The 26,199-nt window shown below is 70.6% G+C and carries 22 protein-coding genes and 1 tRNA gene; 13 read left to right on the top strand and 10 right to left on the bottom strand.

Annotation, left to right across the window (positions count from 1 at the left end; genetic code table 11):
* Positions 1–20: 20 nt before the first annotated feature.
* The 8 genes from AB0B39_RS01025 to AB0B39_RS00990 all read left to right on the top strand — a co-directional run bounded on the left by AB0B39_RS01025 (position 21) and on the right by AB0B39_RS00990 (position 12,081).
* The gene (locus AB0B39_RS01025) at positions 21–3,005 is read left to right on the top strand and encodes a glycoside hydrolase family 3 C-terminal domain-containing protein (RefSeq protein ID WP_357573173.1); all 2,985 of its coding nucleotides are present in this window, start codon (positions 21–23) and stop codon (positions 3,003–3,005) included.
* A 349-nt stretch (positions 3,006–3,354) separates the two neighbouring features.
* A complete protein-coding gene (locus tag AB0B39_RS01020; protein WP_357573172.1) occupies positions 3,355–6,048 on the top strand; it encodes an RICIN domain-containing protein in 2,694 nt (897 codons plus the stop codon).
* A 119-nt stretch (positions 6,049–6,167) separates the two neighbouring features.
* Positions 6,168–6,464 (top strand): DUF6582 domain-containing protein, encoded by a 297-nt coding sequence (locus AB0B39_RS01015; RefSeq protein WP_357573171.1) that lies wholly within the window; start codon positions 6,168–6,170, stop codon positions 6,462–6,464.
* A gap of 77 nt (positions 6,465–6,541) precedes the next feature.
* Positions 6,542–6,617, top strand: a tRNA-Lys gene (locus tag AB0B39_RS01010).
* A 232-nt stretch (positions 6,618–6,849) separates the two neighbouring features.
* Positions 6,850–8,505 (top strand): glycoside hydrolase family 44 protein, encoded by a 1,656-nt coding sequence (locus tag AB0B39_RS01005; RefSeq protein ID WP_357573170.1) that lies wholly within the window; start codon positions 6,850–6,852, stop codon positions 8,503–8,505.
* Positions 8,506–8,559: 54 nt separating this feature from the next.
* Entirely contained in the window at positions 8,560–9,129 is a 570-nt protein-coding gene (locus AB0B39_RS01000; RefSeq protein ID WP_357494286.1) for a kinase, read from the top strand.
* A 109-nt stretch (positions 9,130–9,238) separates the two neighbouring features.
* Complete coding sequence (locus tag AB0B39_RS00995) at positions 9,239–9,625, top strand: hypothetical protein (RefSeq protein ID WP_357494092.1); 387 nt, start codon at positions 9,239–9,241, stop codon at positions 9,623–9,625.
* 230 nt (positions 9,626–9,855) lie between these two features.
* Positions 9,856–12,081 carry a peptidase M6 immune inhibitor A gene (locus AB0B39_RS00990; protein WP_357573169.1) on the top strand — a complete coding sequence of 742 codons (2,226 nt, stop codon included), beginning with the start codon at positions 9,856–9,858 and terminating at the stop codon, positions 12,079–12,081.
* Positions 12,082–12,206: 125 nt separating this feature from the next.
* Here AB0B39_RS00990 and AB0B39_RS00985 read toward each other — a convergent pair whose 3' ends face one another.
* On the bottom strand, positions 12,207–12,632 hold the full coding sequence (locus AB0B39_RS00985) for a VOC family protein (protein WP_234581386.1): 426 nt from the start codon (positions 12,630–12,632) through the stop codon (positions 12,207–12,209).
* A 147-nt stretch (positions 12,633–12,779) separates the two neighbouring features.
* Here AB0B39_RS00985 and AB0B39_RS00980 point away from each other — a divergent pair, with 147 nt between their 5' ends.
* Positions 12,780–14,612 carry a glycoside hydrolase family 15 protein gene (locus AB0B39_RS00980; RefSeq protein WP_357494098.1) on the top strand — a complete coding sequence of 611 codons (1,833 nt, stop codon included), beginning with the start codon at positions 12,780–12,782 and terminating at the stop codon, positions 14,610–14,612.
* A 15-nt stretch (positions 14,613–14,627) separates the two neighbouring features.
* On the opposite strand, the gene AB0B39_RS00975 is transcribed toward AB0B39_RS00980, so the two are convergent.
* Positions 14,628–15,443 carry a DUF72 domain-containing protein gene (locus AB0B39_RS00975; RefSeq protein WP_357494288.1) on the bottom strand — a complete coding sequence of 272 codons (816 nt, stop codon included), beginning with the start codon at positions 15,441–15,443 and terminating at the stop codon, positions 14,628–14,630.
* A 116-nt stretch (positions 15,444–15,559) separates the two neighbouring features.
* Here AB0B39_RS00975 and AB0B39_RS00970 point away from each other — a divergent pair, with 116 nt between their 5' ends.
* Together AB0B39_RS00970 and AB0B39_RS00965 are read left to right on the top strand one after the other, a co-directional pair.
* The gene (locus AB0B39_RS00970) at positions 15,560–16,564 is read left to right on the top strand and encodes a glycosyltransferase (protein ID WP_357494100.1); all 1,005 of its coding nucleotides are present in this window, start codon (positions 15,560–15,562) and stop codon (positions 16,562–16,564) included.
* Between the two features lie 59 nt (positions 16,565–16,623).
* Positions 16,624–17,355 carry a Clp protease N-terminal domain-containing protein gene (locus AB0B39_RS00965; protein WP_234581381.1) on the top strand — a complete coding sequence of 244 codons (732 nt, stop codon included), beginning with the start codon at positions 16,624–16,626 and terminating at the stop codon, positions 17,353–17,355.
* A gap of 10 nt (positions 17,356–17,365) precedes the next feature.
* On the opposite strand, the gene AB0B39_RS00960 is transcribed toward AB0B39_RS00965, so the two are convergent.
* A complete protein-coding gene (locus tag AB0B39_RS00960) occupies positions 17,366–17,884 on the bottom strand; it encodes a hypothetical protein (protein ID WP_357573168.1) in 519 nt (172 codons plus the stop codon).
* Between the two features lie 152 nt (positions 17,885–18,036).
* Positions 18,037–18,225 (bottom strand): DNA repair protein, encoded by a 189-nt coding sequence (locus AB0B39_RS00955; protein ID WP_234581379.1) that lies wholly within the window; start codon positions 18,223–18,225, stop codon positions 18,037–18,039.
* Between the two features lie 200 nt (positions 18,226–18,425).
* Here AB0B39_RS00955 and AB0B39_RS00950 point away from each other — a divergent pair, with 200 nt between their 5' ends.
* A complete protein-coding gene (locus AB0B39_RS00950; protein ID WP_357494104.1) occupies positions 18,426–19,088 on the top strand; it encodes a GNAT family N-acetyltransferase in 663 nt (220 codons plus the stop codon).
* A gap of 242 nt (positions 19,089–19,330) precedes the next feature.
* Here AB0B39_RS00950 and AB0B39_RS00945 read toward each other — a convergent pair whose 3' ends face one another.
* The 4 genes from AB0B39_RS00945 to AB0B39_RS00930 form a co-directional block, all read right to left on the bottom strand.
* Entirely contained in the window at positions 19,331–20,026 is a 696-nt protein-coding gene (locus tag AB0B39_RS00945; RefSeq protein WP_357573167.1) for a TetR family transcriptional regulator, read from the bottom strand.
* Positions 19,992–20,474 carry a DCC1-like thiol-disulfide oxidoreductase family protein gene (locus tag AB0B39_RS00940; protein WP_357573166.1) on the bottom strand — a complete coding sequence of 161 codons (483 nt, stop codon included), beginning with the start codon at positions 20,472–20,474 and terminating at the stop codon, positions 19,992–19,994. The genes AB0B39_RS00945 and AB0B39_RS00940 overlap by 35 nt, the downstream gene beginning before the upstream one ends.
* The gene (locus tag AB0B39_RS00935; RefSeq protein ID WP_357573165.1) at positions 20,471–21,031 is read right to left on the bottom strand and encodes a hypothetical protein; all 561 of its coding nucleotides are present in this window, start codon (positions 21,029–21,031) and stop codon (positions 20,471–20,473) included. Before AB0B39_RS00935 ends, AB0B39_RS00940 begins: the two co-directional genes overlap by 4 nt.
* A 159-nt stretch (positions 21,032–21,190) precedes the next feature.
* Positions 21,191–22,645 carry a glycoside hydrolase family 3 N-terminal domain-containing protein gene (locus AB0B39_RS00930; protein WP_357573164.1) on the bottom strand — a complete coding sequence of 485 codons (1,455 nt, stop codon included), beginning with the start codon at positions 22,643–22,645 and terminating at the stop codon, positions 21,191–21,193.
* A gap of 165 nt (positions 22,646–22,810) precedes the next feature.
* Here AB0B39_RS00930 and AB0B39_RS00925 point away from each other — a divergent pair, with 165 nt between their 5' ends.
* Entirely contained in the window at positions 22,811–23,986 is a 1,176-nt protein-coding gene (locus tag AB0B39_RS00925) for an ROK family transcriptional regulator (protein ID WP_234581370.1), read from the top strand.
* A 109-nt stretch (positions 23,987–24,095) separates the two neighbouring features.
* Here the strand turns inward: AB0B39_RS00925 and AB0B39_RS00920 are convergent, their stop codons facing one another.
* Positions 24,096–25,112, bottom strand: a complete 1,017-nt coding sequence (locus AB0B39_RS00920) for an ABC transporter permease subunit (protein WP_357494114.1) — start codon at positions 25,110–25,112, stop codon at positions 24,096–24,098.
* Positions 25,109–26,116 carry an ATP-binding cassette domain-containing protein gene (locus tag AB0B39_RS00915; protein ID WP_357573163.1) on the bottom strand — a complete coding sequence of 336 codons (1,008 nt, stop codon included), beginning with the start codon at positions 26,114–26,116 and terminating at the stop codon, positions 25,109–25,111. The genes AB0B39_RS00920 and AB0B39_RS00915 overlap by 4 nt, the downstream gene beginning before the upstream one ends.
* Positions 26,117–26,199 lie beyond the last annotated feature (83 nt).

Genomic DNA, 26,199 nt, shown 5'->3' with positions numbered 1-26,199 from the left:
ACGACATGAGGAGAAACCGCATGCGGAACAGGCGCCTTCGGCGCGGGATCACCGCGCTCGCGCTCGCACTGCTCGTCCTACCGGCCGTTCCCGGCACGGCGCACGCCGAACCCACCTACCCGTTCCGAGATCCCCACCTGCCCGTGCAGGCCCGGGTCGACGACCTGCTCGGCCGGCTCACCCTGGACGAGAAGATCTCGTGGCTGCACCAGTACCAGCCGGCGGTTCCCCGGCTGGGCATCGGCCTGTTCAAGACCGGCACCGAGGCGCTGCACGGGGTCGCCTGGTCCACCGACATCGACAACAACGGCGCGGTCGTGAAGGCTCGCGGCACGTCCTTCCCGCAGCCGGTGGGCATGGCGAGCACCTGGGACACCGACCTGATCCAGCGGGTCGGCTCGGCCGTTGGCGACGAGGCGCGCGGCTACCACGCGCAGAACCCGCGGGTCTGGGGCCTCAACCTCTGGGCGCCGGTGGTCAACCTGCTCCGCGACCCTCGGTGGGGCCGGAACGAGGAGGGCTACTCCGAGGATCCGCTGCTCACGGCGAAGATCTCCACCGCGTACGGCTCGGGGATGACCGGCGGGGACCCGGACCACCTCAAGAGCGCACCGACCCTGAAGCACTACCTGGCCTACAACAACGAGGTCCGGCGCGACGTCACCTCGTCGAACGTGCCCCCACGGGTGCTCAACGAGTACGACCGCGCGGCCTTCCGGCCGGCCATCGCCGCCGACGCGGCGACCGGGGTGATGGCCTCGTACAACCTGGTCAACGGCCGTCCCGCCACGGTTGACCCGGATCTGGCGACTGTGGTGCGCGGCTGGACCGACCAGCCGCTGATGAATGTCACCGACGCCTGGGCGCCGAACAACCTGGTCGCCTCGCAGGGCTACTACGCCACCCAGCCCGAGGCGAACGCCGCGATCATCAAGGCCGGCGTCAACAGCTTCATCACCGACGACACGAACGCCCAGCCGACGGTCACCGCCATCAAGCAGGCCCTCGCCTCCGGCCTGCTCACCGAGGCGGACATCGACGCCCGGATCTCCGAGACCCTGAACGTCCGGTTCCGCCTCGGTGAGTTCGACCCGGGAGGCGGCCGGTACGGCGACATCACCCCGGACGTCATCAACAGCCCCGAGCACCAGCGGCTGGCGCGGCAGGCCGCCGGTGCGGCGATGGTGCTGCTGAAGAACTCCCGACAGGCCCTTCCGCTCAACCCGTCCCGGACCCGCAAGGTGGCAGTGCTCGGCCCGCTGGCCGACACCCTCTACTCCGACTGGTACGGCGCCGACCTGCCGTACGAGGTGACCGCGCTCGACGGCATCCGCGAGCGGCTGGGCGGCTCCGCCGGCGTCAGCGGGCTCGACGGCGCCGACCGGATCGCCCTGAAGGACCCGGCGACCGGCCGGTACGTCACGGCCACCGGCACCACCGACGCCGACCCGGTCGCCGCGACCGGCGCCACCGCCTCGCTCGCCGCCCAGTTCGACGCGGTGGACTGGGGCCAGGGTGTGGTGACGCTGCGCAACGCCGCCAACGGCCGCTACCTCGGCTACAACTGGGGGCCCTTCATCACCCGCGACGAACAGCCGAACGGCTGGTACGTCCAGCAGCAGTTCACGCTGGAGCCGCAGGCCGACGGTACCGTCGCGCTGCGCTACACCGGCTACGAGACGACCGAGAGCTGGTTCGGCGCCAACACGTACGTCACGGTCGGCGACGGCGGCGCCCTCACGCTCGGCGCGTCCACCGCGGCGGACGCGACGCACTTCGCCCGCGAGGTGGTCAGCAGCGGAGTCGACCGCGCCGTCGCGGCGGCCAAGGCGGCCGACACCGCCGTCCTGGTCGTCGGCAGCAACCCGTTCATCAACGGGCGCGAGGCGCACGACCGGACCTCGACGGCGTTGAGCGCCGGCCAGGAAGCGCTGGTCAAGGCGGTGACCAAGGCCAACCCGCACACCGTGCTGGTGCTCCAGACCAGCTACCCGGTCACCATCGGCTGGGAGCAGGAGCACGTTCCGGCCATCGTCTGGACCACCCACGCGGGCGCCGAGACCGGGCACGCCGTCGCCGACGTCCTGTTCGGCGACCGCAACCCGTCCGGCAAGCTCACCCAGACCTGGTACCGCTCGGACCGGCAACTACCGCCGGACCTGCTGGAGTACGACATCATCTCGTCCGGACAGACCTACCTCTACAGCACCGCGAAGCCGCTCTACCCGTTCGGCCACGGGCTGTCGTACACCCGGTTCCGGTACGGCCAGCCCCGCACCGACGCCCGCTCGGTCGCGGCCGACGGCACGATCTCGGTGAGCGTCGACGTGACCAACGCCGGCAGCCGAGCCGGGTCCGAGGTCGTCCAGCTCTACACCCACCAGCGCACCTCCCGGGTGAAGACCCCGATCCGGGCGCTCAAAGCGTTCCAGCGGGTGCAGCTCGCACCCGGGCAGACCCGGGCCGTGACGCTCCGGCTGCCCGTCGCCGACCTGGCGAACTGGGACGTCACCCGCAGCCGGTGGGTGGTCGAATCGTCCACGTACGACCTGCTGGTCGGCACGAACGCGGACGACATCCGGGCCCGGACGGCGGTCGCGGTGCGCGGTGCGACGATCCCGGCCCGGGACCTCTCCCGGACCACCCGGGCCGAGAACTTCGACAGGTACGCGGGGGTCCGGCTCGTCGACGAGACGAAGGCGCGGGGTACGGCCGTCGGCGCCACCGCCGCCGGTCAGTGGATCGCCTTCGCCGGTTCCGCGCTGCGCCCCGGCGCCCACACCTTCACGGCGAGGGTCGCCAGGGCGGCGGTGGGCGCCGGCACGATCCAGGTCCGGCTGGGTTCGCCCACCGGCCGGCTGCTCGGCACGGCCACCGTGCCCAGCACCGGCGACGACTACCGGTACGTGAGCGTCAGCGCCGAGGTGGCCCGGACCGCCGGCACCCACGACGTGTACCTGGTGTTCGACTCCGCGCTGCGGCTGGCGGACTTCTCCCTCAGGTGACGCGTCGGCTCGGGCCGGGGTGCCGTTCGCCCCGGCCCGAGCCGTCCCGGACCGTGCTGCCTCGGTGGAAGCGCCAGGCCTACGAATTCATCGGATGATCCGTTATGGCGATGGGGGTCAGCCGGCCCCTTTGACCTATTTAGAAGGCATTTACGCATAGACGGGTTACAATCTCGTATTGCAGTCGTCACACGTGTGACTTACGCTCCCGGAGAGAGTTCGTAGCGATTGGCAAAAGAGTGCGGCCGGGCGGCAGGTGCCCCCGCCGGTCCTAAGTGGCGTCGCTGTTCCCTGCTCGTCGCTCGATACACGCCTCAGGCACCACGTCGACGACCAGGAAGGACAGCACGTGAGAACAGCCGCATCCACCACCCGAACGGCATTGATCGCGGCGGCGATGCTCATCGCCGCCACGGTGCCCGCCGTGATGTCACAGCAGCGCCCGGCCGCGGCCGCCGTTCAGGAGACCTACTACGTCGCCCCGGACGGGAACGACAGCAACGCGGGGACCCTCCAGTCGCCGTTCAAGACGGTGCAACGCGCACGCGACGCCGTCCGCAGTGTTAACGCGAACATGACCGGCGACATCACCGTGTACCTGCGCGGCGGCAGATACCCGGTCACCAGCACCATCGAGTTCGGCGCCAGCGACTCCGGCACCAACGGGTTCCGGATCAGTTACGCCGCCTATCCCGGCGAGACGCCGGTCCTCGACGGCGGCGTCCAGGTGACCGGGTGGACCCAGCACAGCGGCAACATCTGGAAGGCGCCGCTGGATCGCAGCACCAAGCTGCGCACGCTCTACGTCAACGACAAGCGGGCGCAGATGGCGACCAAGACCGTCAGTTCGGCGGGGTGCTACGGGACGTACAACGTCACCGCCGGTCAGGCGTCCTGGGCGTGGGAGTCGGGCTCGCAGTGCGACGGCGCGAAGTACAGCCAGAGCGACTTCCCCGCCATCCCCCGCAATCAGGACGACATCGAGATCGAGACGGGCACGACCTGGACCACCGCCATCGTGGGGGTCCGCCAGGTGACCACGGACGGCGCGAACCGGGTCGCCCTGTTCCAGCAGCCGGGCGCGGCCATCGCGCAGGGCGCGTTCAACGGCAACGCCCAGGTCGGCGGCAGCCACAAACTCATGAACGCGTACGAGTTCCTCGACGCCCCCGGCGAGTTCTACTTCGACAAGGGCACGAAGACGGTCTACTACTACAAGGCCAGCGCCGACAACATGTCGACCGCCGCGGTCTACGCGCCGAACAACGTCACCACCGTGCTGCGGGTCGCCGGCGCCTCGACGAGCAGCCACGCGCGCAACATCACGTTCTCCGGCCTGACCGTGGAGCACTCCGACTGGAACCTGTTCAACGTCGCCGGCTCGTCCTTCAAGCAGGCGCAGCAGGGCAACCTCGGCGCCCAGGTGTACGCCAAGGGCAACTTCCACGTCTACTACTACCGCAACGTGGACGTCACGCCCGGCATCGTCCAGGTGCAGAACGCCGACGGGATCCTCCTGCAACGCAACCGGGTCCAGCACACCGGCGCCGACGGCATCAGCATGGTCAACGACGTGCAGAACTCGCAGTTGATCGGCAACTACACGAACGACATCGCCGGCTCCGCCATCGACGTCGGCCATCCGCAGCACGTCTACATCGGAGACGGCACGTCGAGCAACCGGGAGAAGTACCTCCCGCAGGTCGAGGGGCTGCCGAAGAACATCGAGATCAAGAACAACTATCTGTACGACAGCGCGGTCCTGTTCAACGGGCACAGCCCCATCTCGGCGTACTTCGTCGACACCCTCACGATCCAGCGCAACCGGATCGAGAAGGCCCCCTGGTCGGGCATCACGATGGGCTGGGGCTGGTGGAACTTCGACGGGTCGTCGGGCTCGATCGCGCCCAACCGGCCGACCACGACGGCGCGGAACAACACCATCAGCTACAACCACATCATCGACACGGTCCAGCGCCTCAGCGACACGGCGCCGATCTACACGCTGGGCAGCCAGCCCGGGACCACGATCACCAACAACTACCTCCAGGGCGTGCCCTCGGGCCACAAGTACGGACTGCACCCGGATGAGGGGTCGGCGTACATCACCTTCCGGGACAACGTCCTGAGCATCGACAAGAACGTCACCTGGATGATCAATTCCGACGACTTCGGTCGGAAGCACGATCTGAGCATCACGCAGATCTACGGCCCGATCAACAAGGTGTCGAACAAGAACCTGCCGAACAGCACGGTCGCCGACATCCTCGTCTCCTCCGACTACGTCTGGCCGGCGGCGGCGTACACCATCGCGGCCAACTCCGGCCTGGAGGACGCCTACCGGGACATCATCCCGGCGAGCAACTTCTCCGCACCGAACTATGTGCTGCCGGCCAGCACGTTCGTCACCAGCACCACGGCGTCGATCCCGATCCGGAGCACCGGCGACGCCACCAGGTCGGTCTGGCTGGCTCCGTACGGCACGACCACCTTCACCGCCGGGCCGACGATGACCAGGGCTTCCGGCACCGCCACGTCGATCGCCGTGCCGACGAGTCAGGGCGAGTACCGGCTCTACGTCGTCGACGCACAGGGCAACCGGTCGGCCGAATCGACGTCGATCGTCCGGCAGCAGAGCGGGGGCGGCAGCCAGCAGGGCGGGCAGCTCGTGGGCGGCCAGTCCGGCCGTTGCGTCGAGGTCCCCAACTCGTCCACCACCAACGGCACCCAGGTGCAGCTGTGGGACTGCGGCGGGGGCGCGAACCAGCGGTGGACCGCCACCGCCAGCAAGCAGCTGATGGTGTACGGCAACAAGTGCCTGGACGCTTCCGGGGCCGGCACGGCCAACGGCACCCAGGTCATCATCTGGGACTGCCACGGCGGGCTCAACCAGCAGTGGAACGTCAACGCCAACGGCACCATCACGAACGGCCAATCCGGGCTCTGCCTGGATGCCAACGGCGCCGCCAGCGCCAACGGCACGAAGATCATCCTCTGGTCGTGCAACGGTGGCCCGAACCAGCAGTGGAGCCTGCGGAGCTGACCGACCGACAGCGCCCGGGGCCGGGCCGATGACGGCCCGGCCCCGGGCTGTCCGCATCTCCGCCCACACCTCGTCCGGCCAGCATGTGCTACCGGACAACAAGTGGGTAATGGTGGGTGATGAAGACAACCTGGAAGCCGCACGAGAAGCACGGCGGCCTGTCGGAGAAGGACAAGCGTGAGTTGCCGGAGAGCGTTTTCGCGTTCCCCGACAAGCGCAAGGAGCCGATGACCGACGCGAGTCACGTCCGTAACGCCATCGCCCGCTTCGATCAGGTGCAGGGCGTCACCGACAAGGAGCGCGACCTGGCGTTCCAGAACATCCTCGCCGCCGCGAAGCACTACGGCGTCGACGTCGCGGAGACGAACTGGCGCCAACTCGGCAAACTGCCGCACACGCCGAACCCCGCGCACTGAACGCACCGCGTCCGGCCCCGGGGACGGGTCGCAGGGCCGGGTCGAAGGCGTGTTAGCGTGCTCGTCGTTGTCAGCGGGCGCCGCTAGCTCAACTGGCAGAGCAGCGGACTCTTAATCCGCGGGTTCGGGGTTCGAGTCCCTGGCGGCGCACCAACGATCAAGGCCCTGACCTGGTGGTTCACACCGGGCCGGGGCCTTTTTCGCGTACGTCGGTGGCAAGGGTCCGGGTCAGGGTCCGCGATCCCGCCCTTGCGACGTTCCTGCTGCTCACCCGCGACGATCATCGCTGAACCAATTGACGGGAATCGATTGACTCGAGATAGACGACAAGTAATGTGTTCGTGGGTTCGGTCCGTCCCGGACTGATCGGCGGCAGGAGTTTCTGATGGGTGTGCAACGACGGCGCAAGCCGCGCCGGGCCACGGTGATCGGTGTGGCCGGATCTCTCGTGGCGGGGCTGCTGACCACCCAGGCCGTCGCCGGCCCGGCGGAGGCCGCCGCCGACCTCACCCTGGCCGTGGACGTGGCCGCCGCCCGCCACAAGATCAGCCCGGACATCTACGGCATGAACGGCGGCGACCCGTCGCTCGTCGCTGAACTCGGCACGCCGGTGGCTCGCTGGGGCGGTAATGCGACCAGCCGCTACAACTTCAAGAACCACACCTACAACACGGGCAGCGACTGGTACTTCGAGAACATCGTGGCCGGGCCCGACAACACGGTCGAGGCGTTCGTCCAGCGAAACCGGGACCACGGGACCAAGCAGGTGGTCGCCGTGCCGTTGATCGGATGGGTGGCGAAGGACTCGCCCTCGTCACACCCGTTCGCCTGCGGCTTCCCGGCCACCCGCTTCCCGGAGCAGGACTCGTTCGACCAGTGGGACCCCAACTGCGGCAACGGCCGGCACGCCGACGCGAACCTGACCGGTGCGCTCCCCACGGACACCTCGATCCCGGCCGACGCGTCGTTCGCCGGCGAGATGGTGTCGCATCTGGTGACCCAGTTCGGTCCGGCGTCACGCGGCGGCGTGTCGATCTACGAACTCGACAACGAGCCGGTGCTGTGGAACTCCACCCACCGCGACGTGCATCCCGACCCGGTGAGCTACGACGAGCTGGGCGGCAAGGGCACGGCGACCGCCGCGGCCATCAAGGCCGCCGACCCGCGCGCCGCGGTGCTCGGCCCCTCCGGCTGGGGTTACTGCGAATGGGTGGCGTCCGGCGTGGACGGGTGCGCGCCGGGGGCCGACGCGGCCGCGCACGGCGGGCTCAACCTGTCCCAGTGGTACCTGAAGAACATGAAGGACTTCAGCGACGCCCACGGCGGGAAGCGCTTCCTCGACTACTTCGATCAGCACTACTACCCGCAGATCAGCGGCGGCAAGGACCCGGATTCCAACGCGCTGCGGCTGCGGTCCACCCGGTCGCTGTGGGATCCGACGTACGTCGACGAGTCGTGGATCGGCCCCGGCGGGGTGAACGCGCCGCCGTTGCAGTTCATCCGCCAGATGAAGGCATGGGTCGCGCAGTACTACCCCGGCACCAAGGTCGCCATCACCGAGTACAACTGGGGCGCGCTGGACGACATCAACGGCGCCCTCGCACAGGCCGACGTCCTCGGCATCTTCGGGCGCGAGGGTCTGGACCTGGCCACCATCTGGGGCGAACCCAAACCGACCGACCCCGGCGCGTACGCCTTCCGGATGTACCGGAACTACGACGGAGCCGGGAGCAGGTTCGGCGACGTGAGCGTGTCGGCGGTCAGCGGCGATCAGGGTCAGCTCGCGGTCTACGCCGCGCAACGCTCGTCCGACAAGGCGCTCACCGTGCTGGTGGTCAACAAGACGGGCGGCGATCTGACCTCCCGGTTGGCGCTCGCCGGATTCCACGGCGGCGACAAGGCGCAGCGGTTCACCTACAGCCCGGCCGACCTCACCTCGATCGTCCGGGATGCGGATCTGCGGGTGGCCCGGGGCGGCGTCAGCGCGACGTACCCGGCGAACTCCGTGACGCTGCTCGTCCTGCCGCAGCGTCGGCCCTGAGCGTCCACGGGCGACCTCGAACGTGATCGGGTGCGGCGGGTGACGGCCAGCGTCATGCTCGCCGAACTCACGGGCAGCCCGGATACGATCCTCGTCTGCGTTCGGGGAAACTCCGGCTCGGGCAAGAGCAGCATCGCCCGCGAGTTACGACGCCGGCACGGCCGGGGCTGCGCCCTGGTCGAGCAGGACTACCTGCGCCGCATCGTCCTGCGCGAACGGGACAGGCCCGGCGGTGCGGCACCGGCGTTGATCGGGCAGACCGTTCGGTTCGCCCTCGACCACGGGTATCACGTCGTGGTGGAGGGCATCATGCACAGCAGCCGCTATCGCAGCATGCTGACCTCGCTGCGGGACGGCCACCGAGGGCGGTCGCTGTTCTGCTACCTCGACGTGTCCCTGGCCGAGACCCTGCGCCGGCACCTCACCCGCCCGCAGGCCACGGACTTCACCGCCGAGCAGATGAGGGGCTGGTATGTCGCCCGTGACGTCCTGGGCTGGCCCGACGAACTTGTCCTGCCCGAGACCACCGGACTGGACGATGCCGTCGAGGCCATCGCGACCGCCGCCGGGCTGCCCCAGATCGGCCGTGACGACGACCAGCTCCCGAACGTGCCGCTCCCGTAGCGCAGCTCAGTTGGCCACCGGTGGCCGCCCGCCATCCGGCAGGTTGAGTGCCCACCTGTGGCAGCATCGACGGTGTTGAGCGAGGGTGGACCGTTCTACAGGAGTGCGTATGGCGCTGGGTCCCGTACTGGTGATCGGTCTTGATCCGGCGCGGATCCCGGGCTGGGACCCGGAGCCGGTGGTCGCGGCGATAGCCCGCGGTCAGGCCCGTTTCGCGGAGCACGGCGTCGAGGCCGACATGTGCCTGGTGGCGCCGGACGACGACCCCGAGGCCGCGATCGTCGAGGCGCTGACCCGCCGGGACTTCGCCTGTGTGGTGGTCGGCGGCGGCATCCGCAAGCACGAGCCGTTGCTCCCGCTCTTCGAGAGGGTGGTCAACCTTGTCCGGCAGCACGCTCCCGGCGCGGCGATCGCCTTCAACAGCACCCCGGAGGACACTGTCGACGCCGCGCTGCGGTGGCTGCCCGGCGACGTGAGCGGACACCACGACGGCTGAGGCCGTAAGCCTCGCCAGCAGGCGGCGACCGGGATGGTCCGCGACGCCTCGGGTCAGCACGCGGGCAACGCCGAGGGAATAGGTCGGCGGGGTGACATGGATCGCTCCCATGATCAGTCGAGAGACATGGTTGCCTCGGGCTACCGTGTCGTCGGTCAAATGATCAGCGTGAGCGGCTGGCATCCCGGCCGAGTCACGGGCACCGGGTCAGACCCCCTGAAGGAGGTCCCATGGCACGCACCCGCATCGCCGGGACGCTCGCCGCCGTCCTCGTCCTACCGGCCCTCTCCGTCGTCGTCGCGGCGTCACCGGCAGTGGCGGAACCCGCCGCGTCGAAGGCCGCCCAGCCGAGCGACATGCGTGAGCTCACCCGCAAGGACTTCACGCTCGACGGGCGGCCCATCGCGACGCCGCCGCGCTACCAGCCGCGCACCCAGGCCCGCCGGCAGGCGCAGAAGGCGACCGTCGAGACGCCGGCGGTCGGTACGGTCCGGCAGTGGCTCGGCCTCGACGACGTCGAGGGCACCGTCTACCGCAAGGACTACACGCTGCGGGCCGTCGGTGAGCACATCGAGGTCTGGGTCGCCAACGACCTGGCATTCCCGGCCGGCGACTGCCGCGCCCAGGTGCCGTCCTCGACGCAGATCACCGACACGCAGGTGCAGCACCTCGTCGACGAGTTCGACAACAACATGTACCCGAAAGAGACGAACGCCTTCAGCACCCCGCCGGACCGCGACGGCACGAACGCCCAGATCGGGCCGGACGCCGACGGCAACGGCGGTGTCTACACGGGTGCGGGCGACAAGACCGTCACCCTCGTGGACAACGTGCGCGACGACAACTACTACACGTTCCCGGCCGCGCCGACCTACGTCGCCGGCTTCTTCTCGGCGCAGTTCAACGAGCTGCTCGACCGGAACGTGATGACCGTCGATGCGTTCGACTGGCTGCACCGGATGACGGCGAACCCGCCGGACGAGCCCACCGACGACCTGTGCACCAGTCGTGGCGCGCGGCCGAACAGCTACGAGGGCACGTTCGCCCACGAGTGGCAGCACCTCGCGCACTACTACACCGACCCGTTCGAGGGTAACTGGATCAACGAGGGTCTCTCCGACTTCGCCATGTCGCTGACCGGTTACAGCAACTCGAAGGCCACCGTCTTCGACCGGGGAGCGGACAGCCACCTCTACTGCTACCAGGGTTTCGGCACCGTCCAGACGCCGTACAACACCAACCCTCGCGAGTGCGGCGGGCCGGAGAACTCCCTGACCCTGTGGGACGAGAGTCCCGACCCGAACGCGGTGCTCGCCGACTACGGCAGCGCGTACTCGATGATGATGTTCCTGTACGACCGCTACGGCGCGGCCTTCATGTCCCGGCTGCACCGCGACGGCGAGCGGCAGGGCATCGCGAGTCTCGACGCCGAGCTGGAGACCGTCGGCGTGCACGACGTCTACCAGGTCGTCCACGACTTCCAGTCGATGACCCTGCTGGACAAGCTCGTCGGCGAGTCGAAGCTGGGCATCACCCTCGGCGTCGCCAAGAGCCGGGTCACCACGCCGAGCCTGCGCTCCACCGTCAACCTCGCCAGCGCGGCGGCCAACGGCACGCCGGGTGTCGCGCCGAACGGCGCCGACTACGTGCAACTCGGCGCCGCGAAGGGCAAGGTGCTCAGCGGTCGGGATCTGCGTTCGGTGAAGTTCCAGGGCGCGAAGACCCTGCCGGCGCTCCCGCTGGCGTGGACGAGCACCACTTCGGACCCGGACCGTCCGGGCAACGCCGTGCTGTTCTCCGGCAACGCCAACAGCCTGGACTCGGCGGCGGTCACCTCCGTCGAGGTGCCGACCGCGGACCCGACGCTGCGGTTCCTCGCCAAGTACGGCGCGGAGCTCGGCTTCGACTACGGCTACGTGACCGTCTCGACCGACGGCGGCGCCACGTACACGGCGATCCCCGGTGACCACACGGTCGAGGGCCCGCTGGGGCCGGCGCTCAACGGCACGACCGACGGATTCGAGGCACGCTCGTACGACCTGTCGGCGTACGCCGGCAAGACCGTGCTGCTCGGCTTCCGCTACGTCAGCGACGGCGGCGTCAACGAGGGCGGCCTGCTGCTCGACGACATCACCCTCGGCGGGAAGACGCTAAGTGACGGCGCCAGCCTGACGCCGTTCGACTCGCCCACCGAGATCCGGCCGACCCAGGTCAAGAACTGGAACCTGCGGCTCATCGGCATCGACGAGAAGCACTCGATCGCCTGGCAGTTCGAGTCCAACGGCAAGTCCGAGGTCACGATCGGCAAGGTGCAGTTGGCAGTGCTGGACGCGTTCCCCAAGGTCGTCGCCGTGGTGGCGTACGACGAGCCGACCGAGCAGGTGACGCAGTACGCGCCGTACCAACTCACCGTCAACGGCGTCGTACAGCCCGGAGGGGTCGGCTCGCTGAGCTGATCTCCGCCCCGATCGCGGGGGCACCTGCCGTCCTGGCCGAAGCCGGGTGCCCCCGCGTCGCTCTTCCCACAATCGGGACCATCAGTGCTGTGCGGTGGCGTACGGGGAAGTCGGGCACGTTCAGGTCAGGCCGACCTGAAGGACGCGAGAACGTCGAGGTAGTGCGGGTTGGTCATGACGCCCAGCACGTTGCCGAAAGGGTCCACCACCGCCGCGGTGACAAACCCGGCGTCCCCGTGCGACGTGATCGGCTGGTATTCCGTGGCGCCCATCGCGAGGAGTCGGTCCACGGTGGCGTCGAGGTCGTCCACGTGCCAGTGCATGACAGCGCCACCGGGGCCGGTCGCCGAGCCGGCTGGCGCGTACCTGCGGTCGATGATGCCCAGCTCCGCCTGGTAGTCGCCGACGCGGAACTCCGTGTAGGCGGGACGCCCGTCCGGACCGGGCCGCGAGAAGTAGGCCTCCTGGCCCAGGAATCGGGCGTACCAGTCAGTGGCCGCCGCCACGTCGTCCGCCCAGATGTTCAGGGTGGCGAATCCGCGCAGGCTCACCTGGTGTCCTCTCGTCGATGTCGTCCGGTGGTCACGCTATCGGCGAGCACCGACAGCTTCGTCTCCCGACACGGAGACGGCCAGCCGTGTAGCGCGCGGTATGCCGGGTAGTCGCCGCCGTCAGTCCGACGAACGGCGGGAGCCAACGTGGAGACGACGTACCCGGGTGTGGAGGAGCACGGCCTGATCGGTGACCTGCAGACCGCCGCGCTGATCAGCAAGGACGGCACGATCGACTGGTTCTGCGCGCCGCGCTTCGACTCGCCGAGCATCTTCGCCGCCCTGCTGGACCGTGGAAAAGGTGGCCATTTCCAGCTGTCTCCCGACGGTGTCGAGTATTCGAGCAAACAGCTCTACCTACCCGGCACGCCGATCCTGATCACCCGTTTCCACAGCGCCGACGGGGTCGGGGAGCTGTTGGACTTCATGCCCGTCACGGGCGAGCAGGCCACCGACCGGCACCGGTTGATCCGGCTGGTGCGGATGGTCCGGGGGACCATGCGCTTCCGCTTCGACTGCCGGCCGCGGTTCAACTACGCACGAGATCCGTACGAGCTGGAGGTCCACCCGGAGGGCGACGTCTTCCGCAGCTCGACCCTCTCCCTCACCATGACCCCCTTCATGAACGCGGAGGGCCTCGTCGACAGGCGGACGATCCAGCGCGACGCCGAGGGCGTCTGCTTCTCCAACGTGCTGCACGCGGGCGACATCGGTGGCGTCGTCCTGGAGACGGCCTGCCCACACGCACCCCGGGCCCTCAGCACCGCCGAGGCGTGCGAACTGCTCGCCGAGACCAGGGACTACTGGCGTCGGTGGGTCGCCCGTTCGTCCTACACCGGTCGCTGGCGGGAGATGGTCGACAGGTCGGCGATGACGCTCAAGCTCATGACGTACGCCCCGACGGGCGCCCTGGTCGCCGCCCCGACGGCGGGGTTGCCGGAGCAGATCGGCGGACCACGGAACTGGGACTACCGCTACACGTGGATCCGCGACGCCTCGTTCTCGGTGCACGCGCTGCTCAGCATCGGTTTCACCGAGGAGGCCCAGACGTATCTGTCCTGGCTCGAAGCGCGCATCCGGGACGCCCACGACGGCGACTCGCCTCTGCAGATCATGTACCGCGTCGACGGCTCGCCGGACCTTTCCGAGGAGGTGTTGGGCCACCTGGAGGGGTACCGCCGCTCGGCGCCGGTACGGATCGGCAACGGCGCGGCGGGCCAGGTGCAACTGGACATCTACGGCGAGGCGCTCAACTCGCTGCATCTCGCCGACCAGAGCGGGCTGATGACGTCGTACGACGGGTGGCGCAAGACGGCCGGCCTGATGGACTGGCTCTGCGACAACTGGAACCAGCCCGAGGACGGCATCTGGGAGACCCGCTCCGGGCGGCAGGACTTCACCTACGGGCGGATGATGTGCTGGCTCGCGTTCGACCGCGCGATCCGCATCGCCCACGCACGTGGGCGTCCCGCGAGCATCACCCGCTGGGCGGACGAACGCAACGCCGTCTACGAGCAGGTCGTCGCTCGGGGATTCCATCCGGAACGACAGGCCTTCGTGCAGCACTACCGCACCGACATCACCGACGCCTCGCTGCTCGCGATGCCCGGGGTGGGCTTCATCGCGCCGAACGATCCGATGTGGCTGTCGACGTTGCGGGCGATCGACAACGAGCTGGTCTCGGACAGCCTCGTCTACCGCTACGACCCGAAGGCGTCGCCCGACGGGCTCGCCGGCTCCGAGGGCACCTTCAGCATGTGCACCTTCTGGTACGTCCAGGCCCTCGCCCAGTCCGGTCGGCTCGACGACGCCCGGCTGACGTTCGAGAAGATGCTGACGTACAGCACGCCGCTGGGGCTCTACTCGGAGGAGATCGCGCCCACCGGTGAACAGATCGGCAACTTCCCGCAGGCGTTCAGTCACCTCTCGCTGATCAGCACGGCCCATCACCTCGACGCCCTGCTCGACCGGGAGGCGTGAGCGCGGGCGTACGCGTCAGAAGAGGGTGAGTGGTTCGACAGGTATCGGTTCGGGCAGTGCGTCGAGCCCCGGCACGCGCGCCCGTACCTCGTCGTGGAAGCGGCGGGCGAGTGCCGGCGCGTCGGCGTTGTCCGGCGTGTGGATGAACACGGTGGGGAAGCGACCCTCGCGCAGCCAGTCGGCGGCGACCTCGACCCAGCGCTGCCATCCCTGCACCGTCCGGGCGCTGTCGTCGCGGCCCAGGTAACGGACGATCGGGCGGTCGGTCAGCGCGACCGACCGCAGCGGCACCCGTGGCTTCTTGGTCCAGGCGTCGCGTTCCGCGTCGCTGGTCGGCGGACTGGCGAAGAACGCGGTGGTGTCGAAGGGGATCCATTCGGCCGAGGCGGCGGTGAGGGTCTCCTCGAGCCGCCGGATCGCGTGCGGGTCGGTGAAGAACGCCGGGTGGCGAACCTCCACGGCGTACCGGTGGGAGCCCGGGAGCTGGCCGAGGAACCGGTCGAGGGCGGGCACGTCGGCGGGTGAGAACGACCCCGGCAGCTGGATCCAGAGCGCGTGGGCGCGGGGACCGAGGGGCTCGATCGCGTCCAGAAAGGCGCGCAGCGGGTCGCCGACGTCGGTGAGCCGGCGTTCGTGCGTGACGACCTTGGGGAGTTTGAGGACGAACCGGAAGCGGGGATCGGTCTGCGCCGCCCAGGACGTCACGGTGTCCCGAGCCGGCGTCGCGTAGAACGTCGTGTTTCCCTCGACGGCGTCGCACCAGCTCGCGTAGTGCCGCAGGCGCTCTCCGGACGGCAGCGAGTGACCCGGCCACGACCGGTGGGTCCACATCGCGCATCCCACGTGCAGACGCATGACCGCCCCTCCTTCGCTGTGCAGCCGGGCTCACCGTATACGGGCCGGCGCGACGGGCCGGGCCGACGGTGCGGCGGGTAGCGTGCGGCGCCATGCGCGTGCTGTTCGCCAGTCTTGCGTCCGTCGGTCACACCTACCCGTTGATCCCGTTGGCCATCGCCGCCCGCGAGGCCGGTCATGACGTTCACTTCGCCGTTGGCGAGGCGGTGCACGCGCCGCTCGCCGCGAACGGCCTACGGCCGTTCCGCCCCGGCGACGTCTTCTACGAGGCGTACGCCGAGGATCTGGAACCGGAGCTGGCGCGTCTTCGACCCGACCTGGTGGTGCACGAGTGGGGTATGCCGGGAGCCGCCGTCGCCGCCCATCGGGCCGGCATCCCGGGCCTGTGGCACGGGTTCGGTCGTCTGTTTCCCCACGGCATCGGCCTCGAACTGCCCACCGCGAACGCCGAGGTCGCCGGCCGCCCGCATCTCGACATCTGGCCGCCCTCCCTGCAGGACGAGACGTTCCTCGCCACCGAGCGTCGGATCGAGCTGCGGCCGGTCGCCTTCTCGACGCCGGCCCCGCTGCCCCCGGCGGTGCGACACCGGACAAACCGGCCTCTGATCTACCTGTCCCTCGGCACCGCGTTCGGCACGCCGGAGCTGCTCCGGACGGCCATCGCCGGTCTGGCGACGCTGGATGCGCAGGTGGTGGTCGCCGCGGGTCGCGTGCCCCCGGAAGAGCTTGGCGACATCCCCGACCGGGTCACCGTGCACCGCTGGGTGCCGCAGGCGGAGCTGCTGCCGCTCGTGGACGTGGTGGTGCACCACGGCGGCAGTGGCACCACCCTCGGCGCGCTCGCGGCAGGCGTGCCGCAGGTGCTCATTCCGCAGGGCGCCACCCAGTTCGCCGATGCCGAGGCGCTCAGCGCCGCCGGTGTCGCCCTGCGGCTCCTACCGGGTGAGGTGGATGCGGAGGCGGTCGCCGAGCAGACCCGGCGTCTGCTCGCGCCGCACGCCGCGCAGCGTGCGGCGGTCCGTGACGTCGCCGAGGAGATCGCGCGGATGCCCGCACCGGCGTCCGTCGCCCAGCGCCTTCCGGAGTTCGTCGAGTGAGCAGGAAAGTGCGTCAACTCGTGGTTGACGACGGGAGATCGTCAACCTATGGTTGACGCATGACCGAACCTTTCCAGATGAACGACCAAGTCAAGCTCGACGACCTGATCCAGGCGATCAAGAAGGCGCACACCGACGCGCTCGACCAGCTCACCGACGCGGTGATCGCCGCCGACCACCTCGGCGAGGTCGCCGACCACCTGATCGGGCACTTCGTCGATCAGGCCCGGCGCTCGGGCGCCTCGTGGACCGACATCGGCCGCAGCATGGGGGTCAGCAAGCAGGCCGCGCAGAAGCGCTTCGTGGCGAAGGGCTCCACCGAGGCCGCGGCGCTCGACCCCAACGCCGGCTTCGCCAGGTTCACCCCCCGGGCCCGCAACGTGGTGGTGGCCTCGCAGGAGGAGGCCCGTGCCAGCGGTAACGCCGAGATCGGCCCCGAGCACCTGGTGCTGGGCCTGCTAGCCGAGCCGGAGGGCCTTGCCGCCAGGGTGATGGCCGGTCGGGGCGCCACCCCCGAGGCGGTGCGGGAGGCGGTCGGTGCCGTCCTCCCACCGCGCGCGGAGCAGGTTCCGGAGCTCATCCCGTACGACGCGCGCGGCAAGAAGGCGTTGGAGCTGACCTTCCGGGAGGCGCTGCGCCTCGGGCACAACTACATCGGCACCGAGCACATCCTGCTCGCCCTGCTGGAGCAGGAGGACGGCGCTGGCGTGCTCACCAACCTCGGCCTGGACAAGGCGGCGGTCGAGGGCGACCTGTCCGCCGCCCTCGCCGCCGCCGTCGGAAAGAAGTGAGTACCCGGGATCAGGACACCTCGGGGAAGCCGTAGCGCAGGGCGTGCTCCGGATCGGTCGGGTCGATCTGGCGTACGCCCGCGTCGGCGAGCCGCTTGTTGACCTCGTCGAGCTGCTCGCGGACCAGTCGGGCCTCCTCCTCGGTGACCCGGCCCCGGTGCGGCTTGCCGGCGTGCTCCAGCGTGCCGTAGTCGATCTTTTCGGCGCTCTTGCGGGCCTTGGGCGGGCGGACCCGCTCGGCAGTTTTCAGCAACTGCGCCATCGGGACGTCGGTGGCCATCGCGTCGAACTCGCTGGCGGTCAGGACCACCCGTCGTGGCTCGCCGCCGCCGTGCCGGTCGTGGATCTCCACCACCGCCACGTCCAGCGCGGCGTCGTCGATGCTCTCCACCTCGCCCGGGGTGGCGTCGAGCTGCACGGGCCCGGCGACCAGGTCCGGGTGCTCCAGGACGACGACACGAACCACCTCGTCGTCCTGCTGCAGAACGGTGCCGGTGAAGTCGGAGACGTGGATCGTCTTCTTGCCCATGCGCGGAGCTTCTCCTGTCGTAGGCCGGGGTGCCGGACCTGGAAGAAATTACCCGACAGGTGTGCGAATGCCGGCGCTGGTCCTCCTGCGGTGTGTCGTCCCCAACCAGCGTCAGAGGCCGCCTTCGGTGCTGGCCGGGCCGTTGCGGCGGGTCAGCGCGTGTTGAGGCCGTGCCGGCTGGAGCTGCCGGCCGGCAGTCTGTTCAGCTTGGCCCAGGACAGGGTGCCCGTCGTGCGGGTCACCCGGTAGCGCGGTTGGGCCGGAAGGGGTCCGGCGACCTCCGCTGCCCGCCAGAGTCGCGTGGGGTCCTGGTGGAAGCGGTCGTTCGGCTGAATCGGCATGACCATACCGTCCCAAACAAAGGTGTCCATGTATGGAAATACCTATGACGGTCGATCTCGCCACCCGGTTCCCGCATCTCGGGCAGCACCGTGTCCGACGCATTCACGGGCCCGGTCACCCGGTCCCGACGGGAAGGCCCGCCCGCGCGGGCCGCTGCGCGTACGGTGATCCACGACGTGTCCGGCGACGGGAGGTAGGCATGCTCGACCGGCGGCTCCAGCTGCACCTGGCCTCGTGGCTCGGCCAGTGGCCGGCCGGCCCGGGGCTGCACGTGGTCGCCTCGCATCGTCGCCTCAGGCCGGCCTGGGACGGGCGGCTGCGACCGGCCCTCGCCGTCGACACCGGTCGGAGCGCGGTGCTCTCCGTCGCGCCGGACCGGGTGGCGGCGATCCGGGCGTTGGTCGAGCGCGCTCCGGAGCGCATGCTCGCGGCACTGCCGGAAGCCGTCGGCCTGCCCGCCTTCTGCGTGCACGACGGTCCGTTCCGGTGGAGTCTGTCTCCCGCGCCGCTGCCCGACGTGGGGGAGTGGACCGAGTCGACAGCCCCCGGCCTGCCGCCCTGGCTGCGGCTTTTCGACCGGCAGGTGCTCGTGGTCCGCGACGCGGACGGCGCCTATCTCGCCGGAGCCGGGATAAAACGCCACGACGCGTACGGGCACGAACTGGCCATCGGCACCGCGCCTGCGGCCCGGGGCCGGGGCCTCGCCCGTCGGCTGGTGGCGCAGGCGGCGCGGCGGGTCCTGGACGAGGGGGCGGTGCCGACGTACCTGCACGAGAAGGACAATCACGCCTCCGCCCGGGTGGCCGAGGCGGCGGGCTTCCCGGACCGGGGTTGGCGGGCGTACGGGGTCTATCCGCGCTGAGGCGGGGCGGTCGCCGGGCGCCGGTCCCAGTGCGCGGACCGTGGATCCCGGGCCGGATCCACGGTCCGCAACCTGCCCCCAGGCCCCGGTTCTCGGGCGATCGGCCGCGTCGGTGGACGGGTCGATCCGATGTCGATCACGCTACGTATCGAATGTGCCCGGTGCAAGGTGCGAGCTGTCGGGTCGGAGTGTCGAATAACGGACTTGACCTGCGGCGGAGCCGCGCGTTGGGTGTGAACCGGTCAGTGACGCAGCGTGCGGATGAGGTCGAGCACCTGTCGGGTCACCGGGCGGAGCACCCGCAGCCGCGACAACGCGACCAGCCGGTCGATCAGCGGCACCACACCGTCGATCAACTGCCGGGTCTTGACCTGACCGGGCGACCGGTCGTGCACCCAGTAGAGGACGACGCCCATGTACGCCAGCCAGAGCAGCTCGGGCAGCGCGGGGCGCAGCTCCGCGTCGACCTTGGCGGTCGAGCCGGTCAGCACTTCGGCGAACAGCTCGATCGCCGCCTGCCGGGGGCCGGACGACTCGGCCGAGAAGGGGCTGAGCGGAGAGGTCGGCTCGGCCGCGGTCTTGAAGAAGGTCGCCGCGAACGCGTGCGACGGGGTCAACACGTCGATGCCGGCGTGCAGCACCCCGGCCAGCCGGTCGCCGAACGTCACCTCCCGGTCGAGCACCGGTTGGGCCTTCGCCCGGTGCTCGACCTGGGACTGGGCGTAGAACTCCTGGATCAGGTGGTCCTTCGAGCCGAAGTAGTAGTAGGCGTTGCCCACCGCGACGCCGGCCTCCTGCGCGATCGCCCGCATCGTGGTCTGGGCGTAGCCGCGCTCGCGGAACAGCCGCATCGCGGTGTCCCGGATCAGCTGCCGGGTCTGCTCGCCCCGGGCGGTCGCAGGTTCACCCGCAGTCGTCGGCGTCTGTTGCTCGGTCATCGGGGTCACGGTATCCCGCCGGCTCGTCGGTCGGCTCGGCCCACGGATCGCGGACCCGTTCCCGGATCGCGGAGGCGGTCGCCACCACCTGCCGGGCCAGCGGCAGCAGATGCGGCCGGGACAGCCGTTCGGCCGCCGACCGGTGGTCGGCCAACGCCCAGAGGCGGGCGAACCAGGCGCCGTCGCCCGCGTACACCTCGCCGGTGTCGGCCACGACGGTCAGGTCACGCAGGGTCGCGTCGTGGTCCAGGCCGGGGAAGCGCCGCCGGGCCTCGGTCGAGCCGGCCGGCACGAACTCCAGGGGTACGAGTTGGGCGCGGGACGCGAGCCACCGGCGGGCGGCCCGGCAGATCGGGCAGTTCGCGTCGAACAGGACGGTGAACCCCCGGACCCCACCGCCCCCGAGCGCGGTGGGATCCGAGGGCCCGCCGACCGGTGCGGCGGTCATCGGGTCGCGGGGTTGGTCCCCGGCCCGTCGGCGCCGGGCTGTGCCGCGCGGGGCTGTGCGGCGCCCGGCTGTGGTCCCAACGGTTGGGGTCCCGTCGGGTAGGGCCCGACCGGCTGTGCGCCGACCGGGTAGGGCCCGCTCGGGTGTGCGCTGTGCGGTGCGGGTGGCATGGGGAGCCGGCCGATCGGTGCGATGGGCGGGTGCGTGGCGAGCTGGCGGAGACGGCTGCGGCGGTAGCGGCCCAGTGCGAAGACGTTGAAGAAGTGCAGCGCGCCGAGCACCAGCAGCACCAGGCCGATCTTGAGGGACAGCTCCTCCATGGCCTGACTGGTGGTGAGCACCGGGTCGGGGTGCTTCATGGCCACCGTGACGTAGCCGAGGTTGAGCAGGTAGAAGCCGACCACCAGGAGGCTGTTGACCGCTCGGGCGAGTCGTTCGTCGGCGAACACCTCCTCCAGGAAGACCTGCCCGTTGCGGGACAGCGCTCGAGCCACCCAGATGGTCAGGCCGACGCTGACCGCCAGGTAGATCACGTACATCCAGACCTTGATGTCCATGTGGACGCCTTCCTTGAACGTGTTCAACTACCGACGACTTCAGCCTAGATCGGGCATTGAACATGTTCAAGAAGAGGCGACAGGTGACTGTGGACACTGTGGCGCAGCGCTGAGAGCCGCCCGGTCGAGCCCTGGAGCCCGACCGGACGGCGTCGAGACTCAGTGCGCCAGACCCAGGGCCTCGGCCGCCGCGCGGCCGTTGGCGTGGCTCGCGCCGTAGGTGGTGACGAAGGCGCGTACGCCCGCTGGGCGCCACTGTGCCGGCCAGCCCATCTCCACCACGGTCACCGGGTGCTGGGCCGCCAGGTCGGCGATCAGTTCCGGGCCGCCGGGCAGCCGGTGCAGGTGTCGTCCGACAAGCACGATCGGACGCTCGCCGGCCAGCCCGCGCAGCGTGGCCGGGTCGGTCTCGCTGGCGATCACCCGGATCTCCCGAGTGCCGTCGAGGTGCGGGCCGAGGCCCCACGGCACCCGTCCCTCGGCGATGGTGGACTCGGTGTGCAACTGCACCACCAGCGGCTCGTCCAGGCCGGTGAGCGCCCCGTGCACCCGCACCGCCCGGCGTGCCACCGCGTACCCCAGATCGGGGTCGGCGGCGGTCGGTGACGCGCCGGCGGCCCGGGTCCAGGCGGCGAGCGCGGCGGCGCGGCCGGCCGCCTCCTCGACCCGGGCGATCGGCAGCCGACCGTCGGCGGTCGCCTCGGCGATCTCGGCGGCCACCCGCTCGACAAGCGCGGCGTCGACCTTCGCGCCGATGCAGAGCAGGTCGGCGCCGGCCGACAGGGCCCGGACCGCGGCCGGTCCGACGCCCCCGGCGGCCACCGCGGCCCCCTTCATCTCCAGCGCGTCGGTGATCACCGTGCCGGTGAAGCCGTACTCGGTCCGCAGCAGGTCGACCAGGACGGCCCGGCTGAAGGTGGCCGGGTCGTCTCCGGTCAGCGCCGGCACCCGGATGTGCGCGGTCATCACGGCACGCGCCCCGGCCGCGACGACCGCGGCGAACGGCGGCAGGTCCCGCTGGCGGAGCACCTCCAGCGGTACGTCCACGGTGGGCAGCTCGTGGTGGGAGTCGGCGATGGTGGCGCCGTGGCCGGGGAAGTGCTTGGCGCAGGCCGCGACGCCTGCGGACTGCAGGCCGCTCACGGCGGCGGCCGAGTGGGCGGCCACCCGGACGGGGTCGGCGCCGAAGGAGCGGGTGCCGATCACGGGGTTGTCGTCGGCGGTGTTCACGTCGACGGTTGGTGCGAGGTTGACGGTGATGCCGAGCGCGGCCAGTTCGGCGCCGATCGACCGGTAGACCCGTCGGGTCAGCTCCACGTCGTCGACCGCGCCGAGCGCGGCGTTGCCCGGGTACGGGCTGCCGGTGGCGTGCGCCAGCCGCGTCACGTCGCCACCCTCCTCGTCGATGGCGATCAGCACGTCGGCCCGGCCGGCGCGCAGCGCCGCGGTGCCCGCCGCCACCTGCGCGGGGTCGTGCACGTTCGTGCCGAACAGCGTGTGCCCGGCCAGCCCGTCGGCCACGAGGTCGACCGCCCAGTCCGGCGGGACCGGTCCCGGGTACGCGGCGAGCAACGTGCCCAGCGCGAGCCGACGCAGTCCTGGATCGAGCCCCACGTGATCTCCCCCTTCGGTCCTTCGGGCACGAGCGTCGTACCCGCGGTGGTCGTCGCCCTGCCGGGTCGGCCGAGCGCTCTGCCTCCGGGTGGCCGTTACGCTACGGCTACCCGTTCGCAGGTCGGTTTACAGTTAGCAAAGTTTACTAAAACTAGAGGACGTGGCATGAGTGCGACCCGGCTGCCCGGCACCCCCCGCCTGTTGCGGGCGCTCAACGACCGCGCGGCGTTGGAACTGCTGCTGGAGCGTGGGCCGCTCACCCGGGCCCGGCTCGGTGAGCTGACCGGGCTGTCCAAGGTCACCGCCTCGCAACTCGTCGAGCGGCTGGAGGAGCGCGGCCTGGTCAGCCGGGTCGGCGAGCAGGCCGGCGGGCGGGGGCCGAACGCCCAGCTCTACGCGGTGCGTCCGAACAGCGCCCACGTCGTCGGCGTGGACGTCGGGCCGGACCGCGTGGTGGCCGCCTGCGCCGACATCACCGGTGCCGTCATCGGCCGCGTGGAGCAGTCGACACGGGACACCGACGATCCGGTGGGCGTGGTGCACAACGCAGTGGTGCAGGCCGCCAGCAGCGCCCAGGCTCAGCTCAGCAGCGTCCGCCGGATCGTGCTCGGCACGCCGGGCCTGGTCGACCCGCACACCGGCGACATCACCTTCGCGTTCAACCTGCCGCGCTGGCACAGCGGCCTGCTCGCCGCGCTGCGCGACGACCTGCACACGCCTGTGGTCTTCGAGAACGACGTCAACCTGGCCGCGGTGGCCGAGGCGCAGTCCGGCGCCGCGCAGGGCGTGGCCGACTTCGTCCTCGTCTGGGTGGGTGCCGGCGTCGGCCTGGCGATCATGCTGGGTGGCCGCCTGCACCACGGCAGCAGCGGCGCGGCCGGTGAGATCGGCTACCTGCCGGTGCCCGGAGCGCCGATCCCGCGCGACGTCTCGCGGCGTGCCAAGCCGGCCTTCCAGCAGGTGATCGGCGGCGACTCGGTACGCGCGGTGGCCCGCGAGCACGGCTACCCGGCCAGCGACGCCGCCGAGGCCGTCCGCGCGGCCGTCGCCGGTGGCGCCGCGGGCGGCCCGATGCTCGACGAGCTGGCCCGTCGGCTCGCGCTCGGCGTGGCAAGCACCTGTGTGGTGCTCGACCCGCCGTTGGTCGTGCTGGCCGGTGAGGTCGGCCAGGCCGGCGGGACGGCACTCGCCGACCGGGTGCAACGGGAGGTCGCGGCGATCACCCTGGTCCGGCCGCGGGTGGTGCCCACCGGCCTCACCGAGGAGCCGATCCTGCGCGGCGCGCTGCGCACCGCCCTGGACGCCGTCCGCGACGAGGTGTTCGGCTCCACCGTCGGCTGAGCCCGCTGGGGCGGTCATGTGAAGGAATATTTCACCGGTGGCAGCGACGCTGCAACCCGTTGCCGGGCCAGGCTGCCAAGCCGCCCACGGCGGGCGGCCCGGGTGGACCTCAGATCAGGTCGCGGCGACGGAAGGTGGCGAACGCCGCCATGGTCAAGCCACCGGTGATCACGAGCAGCACCACCAGCGACGGGCCCCAGGTCAGGCTGTAGAAGCCCGAGCAGGAGCCGGTGCCGGAGCTGCTTGTGCAGAGCTGATTGTCCCAGAAACGCACCTCGCCGTTGAGCCACGCCACGATGTGGCTGGAGAGCATCCACCGGTCCGGCCGCCGGGCGTCGACGATCTCCAGCACCAGCCGGGCGCCCAGCTCCCACACCACGGCGTACGCGGCGGCCACGCCGAGCGCCGCGGAGGTGTGCCGGCCCAGCGTCGCGATGGCGAAGCCCAGGGCCGTGGCCAGCAGCACCAGCACCAGGCCGCGTCCGTGGATCGCGCCCAGCGAACGCCAGAAGTCGCCGCTCAACTGGCCGGCCAGCCCGGCGGTCTGCCCGATCACCCAGAAGGTCGCCAGGTAGACCAGAGAGGCCGCCACCGCCAGCGCCAACACCGTGCCGAGTAGGGTGCCCAGCTTCGCGCCGAGCACCGTCAGCCGGCGCGGTCGCCACAGCAGCAGGTTCACCACACCGCCAGAGTTCAGATCGGCCCCGATGTACGAGGCGCCGACCAGGAACCCGAACAGCACCAGGAAAGCGATGAGGAAGTAGAGCAGCGGGCGGGCCTGCTGTTCGAAGCTGAACACCCCGGGCAGATAGTCGGCCGCGATCGGCAACCGGTCCTGCCGGATGGGGTCCACCTCCGAGCAGTCGGCCGGGAGGTACTCGTCGGTGTAGCCGGGCGGAAGCGTGCCGTTCTGCCGGGCCAGGCACGCTTGGTGAGTGTCCTCCATGCGCTGCAGCGTCTCGGCGGCCTGCGCCCGCGCAGAGCTGAGCTCGGCGGAGGTTGGCTTGTGCGAGCCCGCCAGTGTGGTCGCCGCCGTGACGGCGAACGCCAGCGCCAGCAGGACGACCATGAGCTGCACGAAGCGGCGCGCGGACAGCCGCTCCAACTCGGCCCGGACCAGGTTCACGCGTCCACTCCCCGTACGTCGAGATCGATCACGGCGTCGTCGGCGCCGGACGGCCGCGCCCAGTCGTCGACCTGGCGCGGGACCGACGGATGCTCGCCGCCGCCGGTCAGCTCCAGAAAGACGCTCTCCAGATCGGGCCGGATCGGCGTCAGCTCGCTCACCCACAGCCCCTGCTCGCCCAGCACCCGGCTGATGACCGTCGGATCGGTCGCCCCGCTCACCACCAGCGCGTCACCCTCGGCGGCAGCCGTCAGCTCCGCCGCACCCAGCAGTTCGGCGGCGCGGACCGGCTCGGCAACCCGGACCAGGAACTCGTGCCGGTCGTGACCCGCCAGCACCTCGTCCACCCGGCCGGCCGCCACCCGCCGCCCGCGCGAGATGATCGTGACGTGGTCGCAGATCAGTTGGATCTCGCCCAGGATGTGGCTGGACACCAGCACGGTCACCCCGGCCGCCGCGAGCGACCGCATCAGGTCGCGCATCTCGCGGATGCCGGCCGGGTCGAGACCGTTCGCCGGCTCGTCCAGGATGAGCAGCCGCGGATCCTTCAGCAGCGCGGACGCCACCGCGAGGCGCTGCTTCATGCCCAGCGAGTAACCCTTCACCCGCTCGTCGCCGCGGTCGCGCAGACCCACCAGCTCCAGCGCCTCGTCCACCCGGGAGATCGACACCCCACCGGCGCGCGCCAGCAGCCGTAGTGTGCGGCGCCCGGTGAAGTTGCCGAAGAACTGCGGACTCTCCACGATCGCGCCGACCCGGCCGGCCACCCGGGGCAGCAGCTCCGGCGACGGCTCGCCCAACACCGTCATCCGCCCGCCGTCGGCCCGGACCAGCCCGAGCAGGGCGCGCAGCGTGGTCGTCTTGCCGGAGCCGTTGGGCCCCAGAAAGCCGTGGATCTGCCCGGCCTCGACCAGCAGGTCGAACCCGTCGACCGCCACCCGTGGGCCGTGGCGCACGCTGCGGAAGGTCTTGCGTAGACCCTCGATCTCGATGACCGCGCTCATCCGCGCGGCTCCACACGTCGATCGGGCATCTGTCGTCCTCCGGCTGTGGTGATCAACGACACGGTGCCTCACCCTATGGCGGG

The sequence above is a fragment of the Micromonospora sp. NPDC049114 genome, from assembly GCF_040648635.1.
GTDB lineage: Bacteria > Actinomycetota > Actinomycetes > Mycobacteriales > Micromonosporaceae > Micromonospora.
Note: the sequence above shows the minus strand (reverse complement) of the source record. Positions and strands in the feature narration are given on the sequence as shown.